Origin of the sequence: Flavobacterium ginsengisoli, assembly GCF_029625315.1 — a bacterium.
GTDB lineage: Bacteria > Bacteroidota > Bacteroidia > Flavobacteriales > Flavobacteriaceae > Flavobacterium > Flavobacterium ginsengisoli.
Map to the genome: position 1 here is coordinate 1,299,248 of NZ_CP121110.1, position 19,679 is coordinate 1,318,926.

The following is a 19,679-nucleotide window of genomic DNA, read 5'->3' on the forward strand; positions in this document are numbered from 1 at the left end:
GCAGGTCAATTAACAAGCCAAAATGCTAAAATTATTCAGGCTAAAGATTGGTTTGAAAGCTACAAATCAAATTCAGCAACCAGTAAATTGGAGGATGACGAAGTTAATAAGGCTTTCAGAAATCTCGACTACTACTGGGAAAATGCCAAAGTAATCAAACTGGGTAACAATGCTAATGGTATCACTGTACCCGTTAAAGACAATCCTGAAGACTCTGATTACAAAGGACAGAAAATGTTATATTTGTATGAATCTGACTCAAAATTCCAAGCTCTGATACAAGAGATATTTCCAGAATCAAAAGAAGACATTGATGATGAGCAAAAAAAAGAGGGCTTTCAGGATTTAACTTTTTTCAGCGGTTATATCATTACTTGGGACTTGAAAAAAGGCTTTTTAAAAGGAGCCAAATTAAAAGACGGTCTTGTCATTGCTGATGTAACAAATGTGATAATGTTTCTTGATAAAGATGGCGCGACATCTAAGATGATAGAAATGTTTGATGATAGTTCTAATTATGGTTCAGAACGTGATGACACATTACAAAAAGGTGGAGCAATTCAATTAAATAATGTTATTGTAACACAAAAAACACCCGCTCCAACTCCTAAAGATTTTAGCATTGTAGGTGCATTTGGCGGAGATGTAGGTTCAAATGGAAATTATGGAACCCCTACGGGTGGAGGAAATGCTTATGCTGGAGAAAGTGGCAGTACAAATATCGCAACCGCTCCACCTAGTTGTGAGAGTTTTAATTTTATAAAAGTTACCGGACTTTGGCAAGTAGCGATGGTTAAGAATATTAATTTTAGGGTATTAGGAATAAGTCCAAAAGGTGTTGAAATACTACATGTTGTTAGTTATCCGCAAGCAATTTACTTTGGTACTCCTACAAATGTAAAGATTGGTAACACAAATATAACAGCAGGGATTGCGAGCAAATACCTCGGCACGAATTCTTCAAAAAACTATGCAAGAAGTTGTCGATAAATATGGTGGTACAGATGTCTCAGACTTGACACTTGATTTATATTTTAGAGAGAGATTAGAAAACAATTATCAACTCTCAATACCAGGAGCGAGAGTCAAATTTAATTCAACCGAAAACATACCTGCAACTAACTATAAAACAAACACATGGACTGCAGGAAACTGTAATTAAAATCGATTAATTATGATAGAAGAAGTTTTAAAAAATTTAGTATATCTTATTTATCCCAAAAATATATGTGCTTATACAGAAAAAGAAAAGTATTTCAGTTGTGAGGAATACAAAAGATTAAATAAAATCATAAGTGATTTTGAAATAGGTAATGGAAAGATTTTTAGAAAAGACATTCTCAAAGAATTTGAAGAGGACTATACCTTAAAAGCTTTTCAAGATCTTTCGTTATTAGACGGTGGCGATAGATGTATGACATTTAACATCACTATTATTGAAAATGGTGAGTTATATACAATTTCACTATTTATGAGCGTCATAATTCCTTATTATGTTGTCAAAGTGCAAAAGAACATAATTGAATTATGGTTTTCCAAAGAAAGAATTGCTGAATTAGAGGAAGAAAATATGGAAACAAGAAAATTGAAAGAACTAGTTTTCGAAATTGAAACCATAATCGAGAATAAGTTTCTATACAATAAATTTCCAGACAATTTTATAGATTTTGTTATTAGTGATATTAGTTTTGAGGATTCAATGTTTGGTCATTTTACTTTGTATAATGCCTTTTTTAATAATGTAACAATTAGAGCGAAAAATGAAAATTAATTTTTTAAGTTTTTTTACGATTGGTTCTTTACTCCTTATTTTCTTGTACTTTATGGACTACAATTTTAATTTTTGCATTGGTAATACATTTTATATTGTGAGTTATTTTATTCCTATATTTTTTCTCTTTTTAATAGGATGTCTTTTTTATTTGGTATTTTTCTTCAAAATGAAGAGCAAGGAATAATAATCTATAATGATTCTTTTAATAATGGAAATACTAAGTAGAAATTATTTATTTTTTACAATTGATTACAGAGAAAAACACTTTTTATAGTAAAGATAGCGTCTCTTTTAGAGGCGCTATTTTGTTTCTATTTCATTTGAAACTTACTGGTATTTTCAACCGCAGTGAACTTCGTTTAGAAACAGAACTTGAAAGCAACCCCGAGGTTTTCCTTTTGCTAAATGTAGAAAAAGAATATCGAGATTACATAACGGCTTACTTAGCAGAATACATAAAAAATACTTACGCTAAAGTTTACGAATTTGATTGAGCTCAAGTTTTGTATTTCCTGATGGAAGTGCTTTTGGAGCTTTTACTAATTTTTCTGCTAAAAATGCAGTGGTGATTGGTTTTAGGTTCTTGAAAAGTCCGATGGCGTTGAAGAATTTTATCACTTTTATTGAAATTTTTTCTCCTAAACGATCTGTATTTTCACGAATAAGCGGTCCTGGTCTAAAAATGATGTATTGTGAAAAATTTAGCTCTTGAAGATGATCTTCTAACTTTCCTTTCATCATCGAATAAAATACACTGCTTTTGGCTGAAGCTCCATACGAAGAAACCAAAACCAAAGATTGCACTTCATTTTTTCGTGCAGCAGAAGCGAAATCGGCTGGAATATCATAATCGATTTTCCATTGTTTTTCTTTTGATCCTGCATCTTTTAAAGTTGTTCCCAAACATGAAAAAAGAACATCACCCGTAATTAATTCCTGAAACGAATTTACATCTGAAAAATCAACTATATGTTCTGTCAACTTTGAATGTGATTTTCCTGTTGAACGTCTCACAAAAATTGAAACTTCTGAATAATCAGCACTTTCCAAAAGCAGTTTGACCAATTCTTTTCCCGTTGCGCCTGTTGCGCCAATTACCAATGCTTTCATAATAAAAGATTTTAAAAGTAAATATACTCATCTTTTTAATTGAAAAAACCTCTTTGCAACTAAGCAAAGAGGTTTTCTTTAAATATTTTTAAAACTTATTTTTTAATGAATTTATGGGTATAATTGGCTTTATCAGTTACAATATTGACGATGTAAAAACCTTTGGCAAAATTACTTACATCGATTTGGTTATTGTTTAATTTGGTATTGATAGTTCTTCCTGTTACATCATAAACAACAGCATCTACGATTTCATCTTCTGTACTGATATTTAGATAATCTGCAACTGGATTTGGATAAATAGACAATTGCACTTTCGTAAATTCGTCTCTTCCCAAAGTAGATGTATCAACCAAAATCGATTTTTCAATTACTTTTCCGTTAGAATTAAAACTAATCACAATCGTGGCAGTTCCTTTTTCCTTAGGAGTTAAAATCAATTCTTCATTAGCATTAATTTCTGCCGAAACAATATTTTCATCACTATTAGATTTTATTGCTTTTACAATTGCTACCGATAAGTTGTCTTCGTCTGAAACCACCGTTTTTAAATCGATAATAGTTGTACTAACCGTTGAAAGTTTTGAAGGTAAAATCGAATTTACAACTGGCTCTGCATTATCAGGAAATACAGCCATAGATGGAAACCAATAATAGTCGTTCAAAACTTTTGTGTCGATTAATTTTCCAGTATTATCAAAAGTGTGAATCCAGTTTTTCTGATAATGTGCTCCAAATCCGCTCTCTGTTGTATTTACAATTAAGTTGCCCGAAACTGGATCAATGCGTAATCCTGCACCATACACAATTTGCTTGTAAGTTCCTGTTTGCCCAGGAAGTGTCGCAAAATTTTCATTGAATGTTTTGGTGTCAATATCAAATCTTACAATTTGAGCTCCTGCAACAAAACTGCTTACATTATTATTCCAATACAACGCATTTTCTTTATTGCTATAAGTAAAACTTCCTGCGTTCCAAGCTCCCCAAGAACCTAAATATTTAGTCGTAGGAATGGCATATTCAGTCGTGTCAAAAGTCAGCGGATCAATACTTATCAATTTCTGATTCTGAATTCCCCAAACACTTCCGTCTTTAGCCTGTATAACTGAATGGAATACTCCAGAAATGGTCTTTATTATAGTATTGGTTTTAGGATCAATTACAAAAATTCCGGCATTTTGTTTTACAGCAAAAACATATTGCGAAGTACGAATCATGTTTCCTATTTGTCCAGCATACTGACTTCCTCCGCCAGTTCCATTGACCAAATTCCCTACTTTCATATTCACAATATCAAAAAGAAAAATACCATTAGAAGCACCTATGTAACCTGTTTTCTCATCAACACCAATAAAAGAGCGACCATCTCCTCCTCCAATATCGTTAAATGCTTGCAATTTTTTTCATCGTTAAAGCATCAGCAACAACCAACCTTCCGCCAGGCTTATATTGTGTATCTCCTGAATCTTGGGCCTGTTTAGAAACAAAATAAAACTTATCTCCGTAAATAGTTCCATATTGTGTAGTCGCCCCAAAAGTATTGTTATCATTCGCTTCGCTGTAAACGCGATAATTAATATTTCCGTTATTATCAATAAAATTTACAGATCCGTTTGTGTGTCCATACCAATCTTCATTTACCATAAAATAGCCTTTGGTAAAATCTATTGTTTTAGAATAAGGAGTAACTGGAGTAAAAGTTGCAACAATATCAAACATTTCCATATTGGGATTAAAATTCCAAACATCCCAAGAACCGTTTTGCAATTCGCGAGTAGAAGCTCCTACACCAGAATAGCCATAATCGCTTTCTGTCGAATCTTTAACCCAATACGACCAATATCCTGTATACCATCCTGACTGCCAATGATCATCTGGATCGATGCCTGTATAAGAATCAAAATCATATTCTGAAGTATTTACTATACCGTCAAAAGGATACAAAGGATAAGTTTTATTTCCATCCTTATAAAGTCCATTTGTTCCCGTTCCATTCAAATCGAAGCCAAATCCTGCAATTGCAGATCCGAATTGTGTTCCTTGATAAAGCAATGTAAAGAAACGGGGGTCAGCCTTTGCAATAGCTTTAATCATGTCTTCTCCAGTTGCAGTTCCATCCCATTTAAAACCCCAAACCAAAGCATCAGAAGTTTTGCCATCGTTCCATTGCACAACAAATGCCGCTTGATTAGCGCCTGTTCCTACCCAAAATTGGATATCGTCAAAAGTGGTGGCATTGGCGCTTTTTGCTGTTACTTTTTTTTGCGCAACTGTTTTTAATTTAGCATCATTTCTAGGAACGCCTTGTACTGTTATTTGCGCATTGGTTATAAATGCAAAAAATAACAAGATTATTATAAAGTAGTTTTTCTTCATAATTTATTGGTTTTAAAATATAGTGTTAGTTAAGATGTAAGTCGTAAGCTCCCGAAACTTCTGTAGAAACTTCTCCAAGCCAACCCGCTTCCTGATTAATTGCTGTATAGACTTTTACAAAATCAATTCCTGGAAGTTTGACATATTTTCCGTTTTTATCTACCGCCCAAGAAATATCAATATTAGATGCTTCGTCATTATTTGGTGCATTATCTGCATATCCAAATTCAAACGATTTGCCAACCCAATACGAGCCTTCACCACTCTGATCATAGAAATTGTCTGCTATTTTAGTTCCTTTTAAAGTATAAGAAGCATCTGCAATCCAAAGCGGATAATAACTTTGATCGTGAAATACATTTTGAACTTTATATCCAGATTTCCCTTCATTGTCTTGCCATTTAATGTATTCTGTATCAAATTGCCAAAACTCAGTTCCAGTAACTGGCGATTTAGCGAGCATCTGGCTTAAAATAAGTGATCTCGTAATTTTTTATTGTCGTATTTTTAAAGTACTCGCTTCCTGCAATTTCGTACCATTCATCATCATCTGGTTTTCCATTTTTATTTTTGTCATAAGCGACCATAATAATTCCAGGTTCGCAAGATCCCGAGCGTGCTTCGTTGGCTTCATTTCCCCAAAAAGCATTTCCTAAAATCTTGAAATCACGGCCATCCATATTCGGAATTGTATGATCGAAACCAAAAACTACATAACCACCAAAACCTCCCAGTGAAACCAATGAAGTATTCGAGCCTACAATTGCTTTTTTGGTCGCTGCAATCATATTGGCTTGAGTATTTCCTGCTGTGTATTCTGGAATTCCGTTTGTGAACTGGCCAACTGCGGGACGAAAATCAAGTACACTAAAAATATATTTACTGTAAGTTCCAGCTTCTTTTACCACATTAATAGAAGAAGTATAGACTTTTACTTCTCCGCTAATTTCTACTTTTAAAGTCAGCGGATAATTTTTCTGGAACGGACTAATAAAATCCAAATCTGTGTTTTCTGAAATAATCGAATCTTTAATACTCCAAGTCAGTTTTGCTCCGCTTGGAAGCGCTGTTGCAATATTTAACACTTTAAAACGATCAATTGTGTAGGATTCTTTGAGGACTTCGGCGGGAAGCAAATCTTCCTCTCGGTCGTCTTTATCGCAGGCCACAAATCCCAAAAAGAGAATTGAAAATAGAGCGATTTTAAAAGGTTTCTGTTCATTTTTTTATATTTATTTTTTAGTTATAAAAGCAATGTGAGCGGGAATATTTCCTGCAGTAGTTTTCCATTTTAATTTTCCATCGGGTGTAAAACAGTAGATATAACCGGTTACTACATAATTTTGAGCATCGGTAATGTAGATTTCTTTGGTTTCTGGATTTACCTGAAGCCCATACGGAATCATGATCTTTTTATCCGTTCCATCGGTAATAATCTGGTCTGTAATTACTTTTTTAGTTTTAGTATCTAAAATTCCGTAACTCACTTTGTTTGTTCCTGTTAAATAGCTCCAAGAAACGCTGTAGTAATACAACAAATCATCAACCAGACAAGTTCCAGAAACAGGAATATCTAGTCGCATTTTCTTTTCGTCTGTCTGTGTATCAATTACAAAAAGATTAGATGGTGTGTTGTAGTAATCGCCTCGTGAACTGACATAAATATCACCGCGGCTGTCAATTTGCATGCTGTATAAATTTATTCCAACATCTATTTTTTTAATTTCTGTAAACGTTTCCAAATCAATTACAGAAACCGTTCTATCATAATTTGGAACTCTGTAACCGCCAGAATTGGCAACATACAACTTTCCATTATGAACCACCATTTGCTCTGGCTGATAGCCAACGGTTACTTTTCTTTTTATTTCTAGCGAAGTCGTATCAATCTCGGCAACAAAACCAATTTCTGCATTCGGATTTATGGCTACAGGTCCAGAATACGAACTCACATAAGCTTTGTCTTTGTAAAAAGCTACATAACGGCAATTTGGAATATCTATTTTTTTGATGCGTTTTGCCGTCCATTTTTCTAAAACTTCAACTTTGTTAGAACAATTGATGACCGCATAAACCTTATTTCCATAGATTTTAATATCGTTTCCAACATCTCCCAATTCTTTTACAACTGACGGATTTCGTTCTGAATAAACATCTGTAGTATAGTTTCCTGTTCTGTAATTAAAGACATCCAAACTCGCTCGGTTCATTCCCATATTACCTTCGTTTAGAAGATAAAAGCCTTCAATGTTTCCATCACTTCTTGGTACAGCAACGCTAACATCTGAAGAAAGAAATATCGTTTCGTCTTCTCGACAGGAAATCAAAGAAACGGCGATGCTTAAACTGAATACTATTTTTAAAATGCTCTTTTTCATAACTCAAAACTGATTATAAATTTGAATGTTCTTCCTGGCATTGGGTAATTGTAAATCACTTCATATTGCTGATTGAATGCATTATTCATTTCAATTGCTCCATTCAATTTGTAATTTCTAAATGCGAAAGATTTCTGAACGGCCAAATCGTGCGTGTACCAAGGCTGAACTTCATTTACTTTAATATTATTGACATTTCCGTTATAGCGTTTTCCGACATAAATAAAGCTATAGTTGAAGTTCCAAGATTTATAGCCCGCATTCAAAATTCCAGATCCGCTGTGCCAAGGCGTGTACGGAATCTGGTCGCCATAAGAGGACATTTCTAAACCAACAAACTTTGTAAAATCCTGGCTTTGAGAATACGTATAAGTCAGGTTTGCGGTGAGATTTACTTTATCAATATGAGTCGACATATTTAAGACCGTTTCGATTCCTTTTCCTTTAACTTGCCCAATATTGGTCATCATCCAACGAAATAAATTTCCTGTTGGAGCCGCAATAATTTTATCTTTTGTATTGGTGTAATAAGCATCTGCCTGAAAAGAAAATGTATCGAAAAAGCCTTCCCTAACGGGGAAATTATACGTAAAACCAACATCATACTGATTCATATATTCTGGCCTCAAAGTGCTTGAACCAACCATTGTATAATACAAATCATTGAATGTTGGCATTCTGAAAATTCGTTTTGCAAAAGCTCTTAAATTGAAATCGTACTTCTTAAACGGTGTATAACCTATAAATATAGCAGGAGTAAATTCGGTTTTGTTGGGTGCTTTGGCATTGTATTTTACTTCTTCGATGACGCGGGTTGCAAGTACATTTCCTAAAACTTTAAAACCTTCATATCGATACGAAGTGGCAAGAGAAACTAAAGCGGTATAACGCTCGCGGAAAAGAAAACTGTGTCTGAATACCTCTTCTAGTTGCATTTAATTTATTGTATTGAAAATCGGTCGACAGCGAAACATCCCAAGTTGGTAAAATGCTGTACATATTAACAGCCGAAAAATAAGCTTCCTGCTGATAATAACTATCATCAGATTGTGCGCCTTCGGTTACGGTTTCTCCTAAAACATTGGTTGTGTCTCTAGCAATATAATGCGTGTAATCGTAAGCAAATTTTCCTTTTAGCTGAAACTTATATTTTTCAGAAACGTCTTTAACTAAGGAAGCCTGAGAGAAAAAATTCTTGTCAAATTGACGAAAACCATCTCGAAACTTATTTTCTACAATAGCTCCTGGAGCGCCTCTTTCAGAATCGTAATAATACACTTTCGCGTCCCAAGCTCCTTTATTTAGTTTCCCAAAAAGCCCAGATTCAAACCTAAAAGCTTCAATATCGCTATTCCATCGCGTTGCTGTAGTATCGTAGGCAGTGCTTCCGTCTTGATTTTTTCTTTTGTATCTAAATTTATATTGTCCATTCGACTTAATGTATTCAGAGCTTACACTCATACTGACTTTATCGCTCAGCTTTTGTTCCCATCTAAAAGAAGGATCGTGATAATTTATAGACATTGTTTTGTAACGAACCAATAGATTTGTTTTTTTATTGCCCGAAAAAGATGGGCGTTTGGTTCGTAAATAAATGGCAGAAGCAGAAGCAAAATCTTTAGCCGATTGAAAAATTTCACTTTTCTGGCCATTGTACATCGTCAACGATTCCATGTCGTCAAGCGAATACTTTCCTAAATCGGTTACACCGTTTTGAGCATTTCCAAGCTGAATTCCGTCATAAAAAACACCAACATGATGCGTGCCCATGTTTCGAACATCAACGGTTTTAAGTCCGCCGACTCCTCCATAATCTTTAATTTGAGTTCCGGCAAAATAACGAAGAGCATCTGCGACATTATGAGTCGCGAGATTTTCGAGCAGAACACCCGAAAGGCTTTGTACAGGAATTACTTCCTGATATGGTTTTCCTTTTAAAACAACTTCTTTTAAAACCCGCGAACTATCAGTCACCGCTTGAGAATGAAGCAAAAAAGGAACAAGTACTACAAAAACAGAAAATAAAGTTTTCTTCAAATTACACATCACGATTTTATTAAATAAACTTTGCGTGATGCAGTAATTACAAAAACATAGAAATAGGCCAACTATCCTAAATAGCAGGTCATTATCTTGTCATCAACTTCATACCACGAAAGTTTTAAACTATGTGATCGTGGCAGGTCTCCTGACTTATTCTATCTTTAAACGGCCTTCTCACCCCGCAAAGCGGTACAATGGCATTAGTAATGTTTAAAGACTTATATAGAACTTACAGTAGCGGGTCTGTTCAGGATTTACACCTGATTCCCTTTTAACTGCTTTTTCTGAATTGAAAAAACAGACCAAAATCAGTCGCAAAGATATAACTCAACTATGGCGTCTGCAAGTTAGAAGTCGGTTTTTTAGTTTTTAATCATGATTAACCATTTGTCTAAAAAGCATTAACGTTCCTTTTTCGTTTCTTTTCCAGACGTTTATACTTTTTCCTTTAACGTTTCCGTGGTTGGTTCCGTCACGCCAATCGACATTATAAAATCCAAATTCTACAATGGCCTTTTTTGTGACAATAACTCCCGAAGTCTGAATGGAGATTTGTTCAATTTTTAAAGTTCCAGGTTTTTCATGCTCTGTAAAATAAGCTGTAATATCTTTTTCTCCAGAAAGAATTGGCGTATAGTACGTTAAATACATCGCATCTGGCGTGAACATTTTTGCATGCTCTGCTCCCAGTCTATTCTGAACCAAATTTTTAATAGAACCGTTTCTTTCTATTACTTCATTAATCAATTTGTCTGACGAAGTGTACTCTTTTGTTAAAGGAACTGTTGTGTCATCAATTTCAGGAATAAATCTATCATCAAAATAACTATTAGCACCCCAAATTTCTGCTTGCGATAGTCATTTTATTTTTAGACGTTTTTTTCCATAAAACCATATATTTTCCTAAATAAGCGTACGGTTTTAAGTCTTTTAAGTGCAGGTTTTCAGTAAAATTTCCAATTTCTAGAATATAATTTCCAAAATCCTGCAATTCTAAAATAGTCTTTTGAAAAGAATTGACTTTTGCCTGATCTAACCATTGTTCATAAAACGCCGCAATCATTTTCTTTCCAACTCTTTGCCTATTATGTTCTGGCATTAACACAGATTGATCTGTATAGAATTTTAGCATCATGTCCTTATTGTTTTCAAATAAGGCACTACAAAAGCAAGCATTATAATCTTCAATTTGTTTTCTAACATCTGAGTCTGTTTTATTTTCTTGAGAAAAAACACTAACTACAAAAAAAAGAAAGGCTAAACTTAACTTAATCATATCTTATTACATTTGATTAAAACATAAAGATACAACATTGATAATCAAAATTTTAAAAACACAAAATTGCATTTAAAAACTGCTTCAGCAGAAACTTGTTTTTATAAAATATAAAGTTAATTTTTAGAAAAATTACATCTTATTGGGCAATAATTAGTTCTATAAAATGTTTATATAAAAGATTATGATGCATCTAATCTTTACATCAACCCTTCAAGATTAATATATACAAAAGATGAAAAAAATATTTTTTATAATTGCCTTTATTTCTTTTTCACTGCACAGTTTTGCACAGGAAATCGATAATAAATTCAAGCCTATTCCGGCAAAAGACGCCACAAAAAAAGAAGTTGTTCCTCCTAAAGAAGCAGCGCCAAAAGAAAACCCGCCTGCTCCTATTGAGAAACCTGCACCGTTACAAGTTAATCCAGACGAATTGTTTAAAGATCAAAATCTATACAAACCAGAGGCTAATGTTGAAGGCATTTTTTATAGAAGAAATCAATTTTTAGGCAATTTCAACACTACAGCGGTTACATCAACTATTATGTATCGCGATGCAGCTTTTGTAGACGGCGATAAAGTAAAAGTATATTTAAACGACAAAGTAATTGAACCCGAAGTATTTTTAACTGGCGACTTTAAAAGCGTAAAAATAAACTTGGTAAAAGGAATCAACAAAATTGATATTGAAGCATTAAACGAAGGTTTTGCCTCTCCAAATACAGCTGAATTTAAAGTTTATGACGATAAAGGTCAGGTTATTTCGTCAAGCGAATGGAATGTTGGAACGGGATACAAAGCAGTTATTGTCTTGGTTAAAGAGTAAAATCTTTCTAACAGAAATCGTTTGAAATCATAAAAAACATTTAAAACTGCTGATCTCAGCAGTTTTTTTGTTGTATATATGTAGTTAACTACGTAGTTTTGTACCTATATTTAATTTACAAGACAAATGCAAATCCAGCCTATACAAAATAAGTACGAAAATGAAATCGTAGATTTGATTTTAAACATTCAGCAAAAAGAATTTAATGTTCCTGTTACTCTAGAAGATCAGCCAGATTTATTGGATATTGAGAATTTCTATTATAAACCAGGCGGAATTTTTCTTGGCGCTTTTATAGAAGAAAAATTAGTAGGCACAATCGCTTTGGTAAAATTCAATTCTGAAGCTGGAGCCATCAGAAAAATGTTCGTAAAAAAAGAATACCGAGGAAAAGAATTTCAAATCGCTCAACAATTATTAGAACAACTAATTGCTTATAGCAAAGAAAAAGGAATTAAAGACTTATATTTAGGAACGGTTACACTGTTACAAGTCTGCTTTACGTTTTTATGAGAAAAATAATTTTGTTACGATACCAAAAGAAACGCTCCCAACAGATTTTCCGTTAATGAGGCCCGACAATGTATTTTGTCATTTAAAACTAAATCAATAGAAATGAACATAATTGACGAAATTGGAATATTAGCCATATCAACGCGATTGCAACGTCTGAGCGAGCAACTTCGCAAAGACGGTGCATTAGTCTATAAATCTTTCGACATTGATTTTGAACCGAAATGGTTTCCTGTAATTTACACGCTCCATATCAAAGAAATGCTGAGTGTTGTCGAAATTGCAAATGAAATTGGTTATAGCCATCCGTCAACTATAAGTTTATTGAAGGAATTAGAAAAGCAAAAAATTATTAGTTCTAAAAAAGACAAATTGGACGAACGCAAAAGATTGATTGTTCTTACTGCCAAAGGAAAAGAGCTGGTATTAAAAATGCGGCCGGTTTGGACAATAATGAAAAATGCTTTAAACGAAATTGCAGATAATCAGAACAATCTTTTGAAAGCTATTGAAGAAGCAGAGCAAAAGTTAGCAACGCAAGGTTTTTTTCAGAGAATTTCAGAACTTAAAAGCTAGATTATTCTTTGCCCGTAATCTTTTTTCTGTGATTGTGTCCCCATTTTGCAAGAGAATCGATTACTTCTTTTAATGTATGCCCATATTCTGTCAACTCATATTCAACAGTTATAGGTTGCGTATTTAAAACAGTTCTTGTAACTAACTGGTTTTCTTCTAGATTTTTCAATTCTCGGCTTAACATTTTTCCAGAAATTCCTTCAACCTCCTTTAATAAATCGGTAAATCTTAGCCTATTAAAGCAAAGTGATGCAATGATAGAGATTTTCCATCTTCCGTTTAAAATATACATTGCATCATGCACTGCCATAATATGCTGTGCGCATTTTTTCTGATCGTGTTCTGGTTCTTTCAGCATGTTGTATTGTTAAGTTACCTCAATGTTACAGTTACTTTTGGTAATTAGATGACAAAAATACACTTAAAGTGTTTACATTTGAATACAATTTTTAATTTATAAAGAAAAATGGCCTTAATAGATGCACTAAAGTGGCGTTATGCTACAAAAAAAATGAACGGACAAGCAGTTCCGCAAGAAAAAGTAGATTATATTCTTGAAGCGACAAAACTTGCACCTTCTTCTTCTGGATTGCAACCTTACAAGATTTTTGTTATCACAAACAAAGATTTAAAAGACAAAATTAGAGCGGTAAGTTTTGACCAAAGCCAAGTTACAGATGCTTCTCACGTTTTGGTTTGGGCTGCTTGGGATGGTTACAGCTTAGACAGAATCTCTGCTGTATTTGATAGAACAATTGCAGAAAGAGGAATTCCTGCTAATGCAATGGATGAGTACAAACAAAGACTTTGGGGAATGTACGAACCTCTTGGACAAGAATGGCATGCTAACCACGCTGCAAAACAAGCATACATTTCGTTTGGTGTAGCGATTGCTGCAGCTGCTGAACAAGAAGTAGATGCAACTCCAATGGAAGGTTTTATTCCTGCTGAAGTAGATAAACTTTTAGGATTAAATGAACTTGGTCTAAAAAGCGTTTTGGTTTTACCTCTAGGATATAGAGATCATGAAAATGACTGGTTGGTAAACATGAAAAAAGTTAGAACTCCGCAAGAAGATTTTATCACAGAAATTAAGTAAAAAATTAATTTTTGCTTAAAAAATGCTTTTGAAATGGCACCATAATAGTGCTTTTTCAGAAGCATTTTTGTTTTAAATATTTCATTTTCAAATTCAAACAAGATTCGAATAAACGAAATGAAAACTTGAATTTATTAAAGCTGTGTTATTTTTTTATTATTTGCAAAAAATAGGTACGCATTACGGATAATTAAATAATATTGTATAGCTAATTTTGCTTATATCCAAAACAATTCATTCTAATTAAATTCTAAGAACTATGTCTGATTTCTTAACGCAATTTGGGGAAGACCTAAAAAAAAACGTCCCAGGTTTCATCGCAGTATCTGTTGCTGAAATCGCTAGCGGCATGTCATACTATTCACAGTCTGCAGTTGCAGATTTTGATCCAGAATTGGCATCAGCTTACAACCTTGAAGTAGTTAAAGCAAAAATGAGCGCTATTAAAGCATTGAATTTAAATGGTCAGGTTATTGACAATATCATGATTACATTAAGTTCTCAAATTCACATTATTGATGTTTCTGATAATCAGGAATATTTTATTTACCTAGCGGTAGATTCTACAAAAGCTAATTTAGGTATGACAAAATCTATCCTTAATAGGTACAAAAAAGAAATTGTAGCTAAATTATAACACCATTTGCCCCCACGATAAAAAGGAATATTTCATGCTTGAAGTATTCCTTTTTATTTTTTATTGCAGTTTGTCCTTCGTTTCTTCAAAATATTCTATATTTCGAAAAACAAATGAGGAATTGTATAAATGGAATTACGCGCTTATTTTGAAAAATATTCTGATGAGGCAACCTGTATTGAAGAGCTCAAAAACAAACGTTTGGAGAATGGGCTTTTATGCAGAAAATGTGGGCATGATGAACACTCTTTCAGACAGAATGATTTAAAATTTCAATGCCGTAAATGCGGAAGCCGTACAAGTCTTCGATCTGGAACTGTAATGGAAAATTCTAATCTTCCAATTCGGTACTGGATGATCTGCATTGAATTAATGACTCTTTCGCATAGAAGAATGTCAATACTTAAAATTCAATATTTACTAGGACACAAAAGATATGAACCTATTTGGTTGATGGTGCAAAAAATTCGTTTGGTAATGAAAATTAGAGACGAAAAATACCGATTAAGAGCTTACTCTGAATTTGACCCCGAATTTCTTCAGAAAATAGATAAACTTGCCATGCAGAAAAAAAAGCAAAAACTGAATGATGGTGAAATGTGAAATGTGAGATGAAAAAACTTTTGAATAAAAAAGCCACAGATTACAAGATTAAAATGATTTTAAATCAGTGCTAATCCTGTAATCTGTGGCTTTATAATTTTATTGTTATAATTGCTTTGGAAAAATTCACAATTAACCATTCACAATTCACAATTCACAATTATTATTTCTTCTTATTCTTTTTTGCTTTAGATCTTTTCGCTTTGTTTTTAGCGATTTTTTTTGCTTTTGCTTTATCCTTAGCTTTTTTCGCTTTTGCTTTCTTTTTAGCTTTAGCTTTTAGTTTTGCTTTTTTAGCTTTCTCTTTCTTTTTGTCTTTTGCTTTTTTCTTAGCAACAGCTTTTTTCTTTTTCTCTTTTTTCTCTTTTTCCTTTTCTTTTTCTTTCATTTTTTTACTCTTTTTAGATTTTGGCTGATTTTCGTTTTCTTCAGATGTTTCTTCTTCAGCCTCAGATGAAATTTCTTCTATTTGTGTTGATTCTTGCACTGCTTCCTCTACCGTATTATCCTCTTTTTCTGCTACTTTTTTTGGAGCTCTTTTAGGTTTTGGTTTTACTTCTGGAGTTTCAGCAGATTCTAGAACTGGAGTCTCTTTTTGCTCGATTTCGTCATTTGAAATAACCGAAACAGCTTCTGCCTCCTGATTGATTTCATCAACAAGTATTTCTTTTGCCATTATTCTGTTAATTTTAAGAAATTGATTAAATTTATTTTGAATTAAACTAATTTTTAATGTTATTAAATCATTAAATTAACATCAAAAAATAATAAACAAAGATAGATTGAAAAAGACATTCGCCAATGTTAAGTTTTTCATTGCAAGAAAAAACGACATCTAACACACTAAAAAACAACAACTTACCCAATGTTAAGTTTTTTATCACACTTTTTATCGAATTACAAAGTCTCTTATAAGCTTTCTATGAGCGATACTTTTAATAGAAATAAAGCACATTTTGTTTAATTTCACTTTAAAATTTGATAAAATGCATCACGATTTATCCTATCAATACATCAAACCCAACAAAAACCTTTCAGATTTTGTGGATAGTTTTTGGTGTATGGAAAATAAATCGGATGAAAAGCTGGAAACAATTGGTCTTCCAGACGGACGAATTGATTTATCACTTATAAAAACAGCTGAAAATCCTTTTCAAATCAGACTTCTGGGTTTAGGAACGCAACAGTATGAAAAAGGAATAATTCGGCTAAAAGCTTAACGTTTGTTATTAGCTTTAAACTTCTTGTCGCTGAATATGTTTTTCACGAAAGTATTGCATCTCTTTTAAATTCAGGAAAAATACTCGAATCTGGCTTTTGGGATTTTGAAGAGCATGATTTGGAAAATTTTGAATTGTTCTGCGAAAAAGTCGCTTTAAAAATCAACTCCTTATTAATAAAGGAAGTCGATACTCGAAAGCAAAAACTATTCGGTCTTATTTATGAAACCCATGGTGCAATGACTGTAAAAGAATTATCAGAACAATCTAACTGGAGCAGCCGTCAGATTAATAGGTATTTCAATCAGTATTTTGGAATTTCATTAAAAGGATATTGTTCCATACTTCGTTTTCGTGCTTCATTGGAACATATTGCAAAAGGTAAACTTTTTCCAGAAGAGAATTTTTCCGATCAGACGCATTTTATTAAAGAGATCAAGAAAATTTCGGGTTCACTTCCAAAAGAATTATTTCAAAACAAAAACGACCGATTTATACTATTATCTGCTCTTTCATCACAATAATTTTGCAACATAGATTTTTAAATACAAAACTATGTTACTAGAAAATAAGTACGTTGCCATTGTTGGCGGCGGAATGGGCGGATTACTATTGGCCCGTCTTTTACAACTACAGAATATAAATGTAAAAGTATACGAAAGAGACCTCAACTCAAAAGTTCGCGTACAAGGTTCTCCATTAGATCTACATGACGATTCAGGTTTAATAGCTATGGAAAAAGGAGGTTTATTAGATGAATTCTATAAAAATATTCGTCCAAATGCCAGTAAAGCCCGCATTGTAAATCAAAATTTAGAATTGAAGTTTGACGAGCATTCTATTACTAAAACTTCTAATGAAGAAATTACAAACCCCAGCAAGAATTCGCTTCAGGATATTTCAAAACCTCGTCCAGAAATAGACCGCTCAGAGCTTCGAGCCATTTTATTGCATTCGCTTAGGACTGAAACTATGGTTTGGGATAGTCAATTTCTTTCTATGGAAAAAGAAAATAATGGCTGGAGACTGTTCTTTAAAAATGGAATAAACACTTATGCCGATTTGGTAATTGGTGCAGATGGAGCAAATTCTAAAATTCGTCCCTATGTAAGCGCACTTAAACCTATTTATTCTGGAATTACAATGATTGAAGGAACAATTTATAATGCCAAGAAAAATGCTCCTAATCTTTTTGAGTTTTCAAAAGGTGGAAAGGTTCTGGCTTTAGGAAACGAACAAACCATTATGTACGGAACAAAAGGAGACGGTTCTTTAATGTTTCTGCTCAGCAGTAAAATTCTTGAAAATTGGATTTCAGAAAATGATCTAGATTTTAAAGACAATCAGAAGATTTTTGAATGGTTTAAAGAAATTTATCAAGATTGGAGTTCAGATTGGCATGAACTTTTTATGAGTGACGAATTGTATTTTATACCTCGTCCGCAATATTATTTTTCTCAGAATCAGTCTTGGGAAACGCAAGAAAATGTAACTATTATAGGCGATGCAGCGCATAGAATGCCTCCTTTTGCAGGAAAAGGCGCTAATTTAGCCATGCTCGATGCTGTTGAATTGGCTGATTTCTTAACTAATAATCAGTTTTCTGATTTAAAAACGGCAATTTCTTATTTTGAAAAACGAATGCTCGAAAGAGCTGCAGAGGCTTTAGAAAATACTTTGAAAAACGGTGAAAAACTTCATGCCAAAGATGCTCTAGAAAAACTGGTTTCTATATTTAATCAAATAGCCAAATCTTAATTTCTTTTATTTCAATTACTTACATTTTTAATTAAATTTACAAGTACCTGAAAAGTGTTATTTACTTATTTATACATCTAATATAAGTTTCACTAAACAAATTTAGACCATGAGGCATTTTCTACTCCTACTCTTTTTTACTTGTTTTATTTCTTCTTCTTTCGGACAAAAAATAACCGATTCTGTTCCAAAAAAAGCAAAAGAGAAGAAAATCGAACTTAGAGTAATGCCTTATTTGAGCTACAATAGAAATCTTGATTTTATGTTTGGGGTTATTCCAATGGCGATGTATAAAGTTAATCATGCCGATACTATTTCTCCTAAATCATTATCTGGAATGTCGGCTATTTATACAACCAATAAATCTTATGTTTTGGCACTCTTTAATAAATGGTACTTGAATGAGGACAAATGGCGTTTGAAGTTTTTCTTTTTTACCGGAAATCAGAATTCCCAATTTTATGTTGATGATATAGAACAGCCTGATTTTTACGATTACGGAACCAAAACAACTATTTTTAGTTTGGGCGGCCAGCGCAAAATTGCCGGAAAGTTTTATGGTGGACTTTCTTATACTTATGCACATTACAATACAGTATATGAGGATAATGTTTCTCCTTCGTCGGTTTCACATAGTAATGCTTTGGTTGTAAACTTATTATTTGATACTAGAGATGCCGTTTATTATCCTACGATAGGATACAAAATTAAACTGGACTGGTCTACGTATCCAAAATTTTTAGATAACGAACTGGCATCAAATCGAATATCCTTTCAAGCCAATAGATATATTCCAAGTAGAGATAATAAAGATGTTATTGCGGCTCGTGTTTTTGGAAAATTCGGACTTGGGAATGTTGCATTTGAACAGCAAAGCACTATTGGAGGAACAGATATTCGCGGTTATTCTGAAGGAAAATACAGAGGAGCCGGATTAATGGATATTCAAGGCGAATACCGATACAACTTTGGAAAGAAAATGGGATTGGTTGGCTTTTTTGGTATCGCCACTATTTATGGTTCTGATACTCCAAGCTTTGATTGGAAAATGTATCCTGGAGGCGGTGTTGGTTATCGATACAATCCGTTCAAAAAATCAAAATTTAATGTTGGTTTAGATGGTGCAGTCGGAAAAGGAGATTGGGGAATTTATTTCAGAATCGGCGAAGCTTTCTAGTTTTAAAAAATTATTTAAAAGCCCTAAGTCTAAGATTTAGGGCTTTTTTATTGTTTCATCCTCTGTTTTCTTGTTTCATTTTATAATATGCAACATCGAAAAAAAATTTCAAGGCTATCTTTCTTTAAATTTGAGTATCCCCAGATATATTCAAAAATCTTAACTAATTAATGCTCAAAATCAATTTATTAATTTAAGGCGGTTAAACATTAATTTGCCTCCTTTCTATTCCTGATTGCTTATGGCACAATTTTATTTTTCTTGGAGAATCTGCACTTTATCAAAAAAACTAGCTTTTGCTTCGCATTGT

The 19,679-nt window shown here is 33.2% G+C and carries 23 protein-coding genes, 2 pseudogenes and 1 riboswitch; of the genes and pseudogenes, 14 read left to right on the top strand and 11 right to left on the bottom strand.

Annotated features, from left to right (window positions below; translation table 11 throughout):
- Positions 1-87 precede the first annotated feature (87 nt).
- The 4 genes from P5P87_RS05920 (at position 88) to P5P87_RS05935 (ending at position 2,268) form a co-directional block, all read left to right on the top strand.
- Positions 88-990 carry a hypothetical protein gene (locus tag P5P87_RS05920; RefSeq protein WP_278021904.1) on the top strand — a complete coding sequence of 301 codons (903 nt, stop codon included), beginning with the start codon at positions 88-90 and terminating at the stop codon, positions 988-990.
- A complete protein-coding gene (locus P5P87_RS05925) occupies positions 971-1,162 on the top strand; it encodes a hypothetical protein (RefSeq protein ID WP_278021905.1) in 192 nt (63 codons plus the stop codon). The genes P5P87_RS05920 and P5P87_RS05925 overlap by 20 nt, the downstream gene beginning before the upstream one ends.
- Before the next feature lie 12 nt (positions 1,163-1,174).
- Complete coding sequence (locus tag P5P87_RS05930) at positions 1,175-1,771, top strand: hypothetical protein (RefSeq protein WP_198855935.1); 597 nt, start codon at positions 1,175-1,177, stop codon at positions 1,769-1,771.
- Positions 1,772-2,019: 248 nt separating this feature from the next.
- Positions 2,020-2,268, top strand: a complete 249-nt coding sequence (locus tag P5P87_RS05935; protein ID WP_278021906.1) for a hypothetical protein — start codon at positions 2,020-2,022, stop codon at positions 2,266-2,268.
- Here the strand turns inward: P5P87_RS05935 and P5P87_RS05940 are convergent.
- The 9 genes and pseudogenes from P5P87_RS05940 to P5P87_RS05980 form a co-directional block, all read right to left on the bottom strand.
- On the bottom strand, positions 2,246-2,884 hold the full coding sequence (locus P5P87_RS05940) for an NAD(P)H-binding protein (RefSeq protein ID WP_278021907.1): 639 nt from the start codon (positions 2,882-2,884) through the stop codon (positions 2,246-2,248). The genes P5P87_RS05935 and P5P87_RS05940 overlap by 23 nt on opposite strands.
- Before the next feature lie 95 nt (positions 2,885-2,979).
- Positions 2,980-4,281, bottom strand: a complete 1,302-nt coding sequence (locus P5P87_RS05945; protein WP_278021908.1) for a DUF5074 domain-containing protein — start codon at positions 4,279-4,281, stop codon at positions 2,980-2,982.
- The gene (locus P5P87_RS05950; RefSeq protein ID WP_278021909.1) at positions 4,268-5,260 is read right to left on the bottom strand and encodes a DUF5074 domain-containing protein; all 993 of its coding nucleotides are present in this window, start codon (positions 5,258-5,260) and stop codon (positions 4,268-4,270) included. The genes P5P87_RS05945 and P5P87_RS05950 overlap by 14 nt, the downstream gene beginning before the upstream one ends.
- A 25-nt stretch (positions 5,261-5,285) precedes the next feature.
- Positions 5,286-6,462: pseudogene (locus P5P87_RS05955) on the bottom strand (cell surface protein).
- A gap of 30 nt (positions 6,463-6,492) precedes the next feature.
- Positions 6,493-7,638 (bottom strand): beta-propeller fold lactonase family protein, encoded by a 1,146-nt coding sequence (locus P5P87_RS05960; RefSeq protein WP_278021910.1) that lies wholly within the window; start codon positions 7,636-7,638, stop codon positions 6,493-6,495.
- Positions 7,635-8,573 carry a TonB-dependent receptor domain-containing protein gene (locus tag P5P87_RS05965; protein ID WP_278021911.1) on the bottom strand — a complete coding sequence of 313 codons (939 nt, stop codon included), beginning with the start codon at positions 8,571-8,573 and terminating at the stop codon, positions 7,635-7,637. The genes P5P87_RS05960 and P5P87_RS05965 overlap by 4 nt, the downstream gene beginning before the upstream one ends.
- Positions 8,485-9,675, bottom strand: coding sequence for a TonB-dependent receptor (locus P5P87_RS05970; protein WP_278021912.1), 1,191 nt, complete (start codon positions 9,673-9,675; stop codon positions 8,485-8,487). Before P5P87_RS05970 ends, P5P87_RS05965 begins: the two co-directional genes overlap by 89 nt.
- A gap of 124 nt (positions 9,676-9,799) precedes the next feature.
- Positions 9,800-10,003, bottom strand: a riboswitch (cobalamin riboswitch).
- Between the two features lie 47 nt (positions 10,004-10,050).
- Positions 10,051-10,428 carry a DUF4440 domain-containing protein gene (locus tag P5P87_RS05975; RefSeq protein ID WP_278021913.1) on the bottom strand — a complete coding sequence of 126 codons (378 nt, stop codon included), beginning with the start codon at positions 10,426-10,428 and terminating at the stop codon, positions 10,051-10,053.
- 82 nt (positions 10,429-10,510) lie between these two features.
- Complete coding sequence (locus P5P87_RS05980) at positions 10,511-10,957, bottom strand: YybH family protein (RefSeq protein WP_278021914.1); 447 nt, start codon at positions 10,955-10,957, stop codon at positions 10,511-10,513.
- Positions 10,958-11,192: 235 nt separating this feature from the next.
- Here P5P87_RS05980 and P5P87_RS05985 point away from each other — a divergent pair, with 235 nt between their 5' ends.
- The 3 genes from P5P87_RS05985 to P5P87_RS05995 all read left to right on the top strand — a co-directional run bounded on the left by P5P87_RS05985 (position 11,193) and on the right by P5P87_RS05995 (position 12,875).
- A complete protein-coding gene (locus P5P87_RS05985; RefSeq protein ID WP_198855943.1) occupies positions 11,193-11,786 on the top strand; it encodes a hypothetical protein in 594 nt (197 codons plus the stop codon).
- Positions 11,787-11,912: 126 nt separating this feature from the next.
- Entirely contained in the window at positions 11,913-12,299 is a 387-nt protein-coding gene (locus tag P5P87_RS05990; protein ID WP_278021915.1) for a GNAT family N-acetyltransferase, read from the top strand.
- 102 nt (positions 12,300-12,401) lie between these two features.
- The gene (locus P5P87_RS05995; RefSeq protein ID WP_278021916.1) at positions 12,402-12,875 is read left to right on the top strand and encodes a MarR family winged helix-turn-helix transcriptional regulator; all 474 of its coding nucleotides are present in this window, start codon (positions 12,402-12,404) and stop codon (positions 12,873-12,875) included.
- 1 nt (position 12,876) lies between these two features.
- On the opposite strand, the gene P5P87_RS06000 is transcribed toward P5P87_RS05995, so the two are convergent.
- On the bottom strand, positions 12,877-13,233 hold the full coding sequence (locus P5P87_RS06000; RefSeq protein WP_198855946.1) for a winged helix-turn-helix transcriptional regulator: 357 nt from the start codon (positions 13,231-13,233) through the stop codon (positions 12,877-12,879).
- Positions 13,234-13,341: 108 nt separating this feature from the next.
- Between P5P87_RS06000 and P5P87_RS06005 the strand changes: the two genes are divergently transcribed.
- The 3 genes and pseudogenes from P5P87_RS06005 to P5P87_RS06015 all read left to right on the top strand — a co-directional run.
- Positions 13,342-13,974: a nitroreductase family protein gene (locus P5P87_RS06005; protein ID WP_278021917.1), complete on the top strand. Its 633-nt coding sequence runs from the start codon at positions 13,342-13,344 to the stop codon at positions 13,972-13,974.
- A gap of 259 nt (positions 13,975-14,233) precedes the next feature.
- Positions 14,234-14,611: a hypothetical protein gene (locus tag P5P87_RS06010; RefSeq protein WP_278021918.1), complete on the top strand. Its 378-nt coding sequence runs from the start codon at positions 14,234-14,236 to the stop codon at positions 14,609-14,611.
- A gap of 129 nt (positions 14,612-14,740) precedes the next feature.
- Positions 14,741-15,199 (top strand): annotated as a pseudogene (locus P5P87_RS06015) (transposase); the annotation flags it as partial.
- 178 nt (positions 15,200-15,377) lie between these two features.
- Here P5P87_RS06015 and P5P87_RS06020 read toward each other — a convergent pair.
- Positions 15,378-15,890 (bottom strand): hypothetical protein, encoded by a 513-nt coding sequence (locus P5P87_RS06020; RefSeq protein WP_278021919.1) that lies wholly within the window; start codon positions 15,888-15,890, stop codon positions 15,378-15,380.
- A 310-nt stretch (positions 15,891-16,200) separates the two neighbouring features.
- On the opposite strand from P5P87_RS06020, the gene P5P87_RS06025 reads away from it, so the two are divergent.
- From P5P87_RS06025 to P5P87_RS06040, 4 genes are all read left to right on the top strand, one after another.
- On the top strand, positions 16,201-16,434 hold the full coding sequence (locus P5P87_RS06025; RefSeq protein WP_278021920.1) for a hypothetical protein: 234 nt from the start codon (positions 16,201-16,203) through the stop codon (positions 16,432-16,434).
- A 119-nt stretch (positions 16,435-16,553) separates the two neighbouring features.
- Complete coding sequence (locus tag P5P87_RS06030) at positions 16,554-16,958, top strand: helix-turn-helix domain-containing protein (RefSeq protein ID WP_278021921.1); 405 nt, start codon at positions 16,554-16,556, stop codon at positions 16,956-16,958.
- Positions 16,959-16,989: 31 nt separating this feature from the next.
- On the top strand, positions 16,990-18,192 hold the full coding sequence (locus P5P87_RS06035) for an FAD-dependent oxidoreductase (protein WP_278021922.1): 1,203 nt from the start codon (positions 16,990-16,992) through the stop codon (positions 18,190-18,192).
- A gap of 109 nt (positions 18,193-18,301) precedes the next feature.
- Positions 18,302-19,369: a BamA/TamA family outer membrane protein gene (locus P5P87_RS06040; RefSeq protein WP_278021923.1), complete on the top strand. Its 1,068-nt coding sequence runs from the start codon at positions 18,302-18,304 to the stop codon at positions 19,367-19,369.
- Positions 19,370-19,679: the final 310 nt, after the last annotated feature.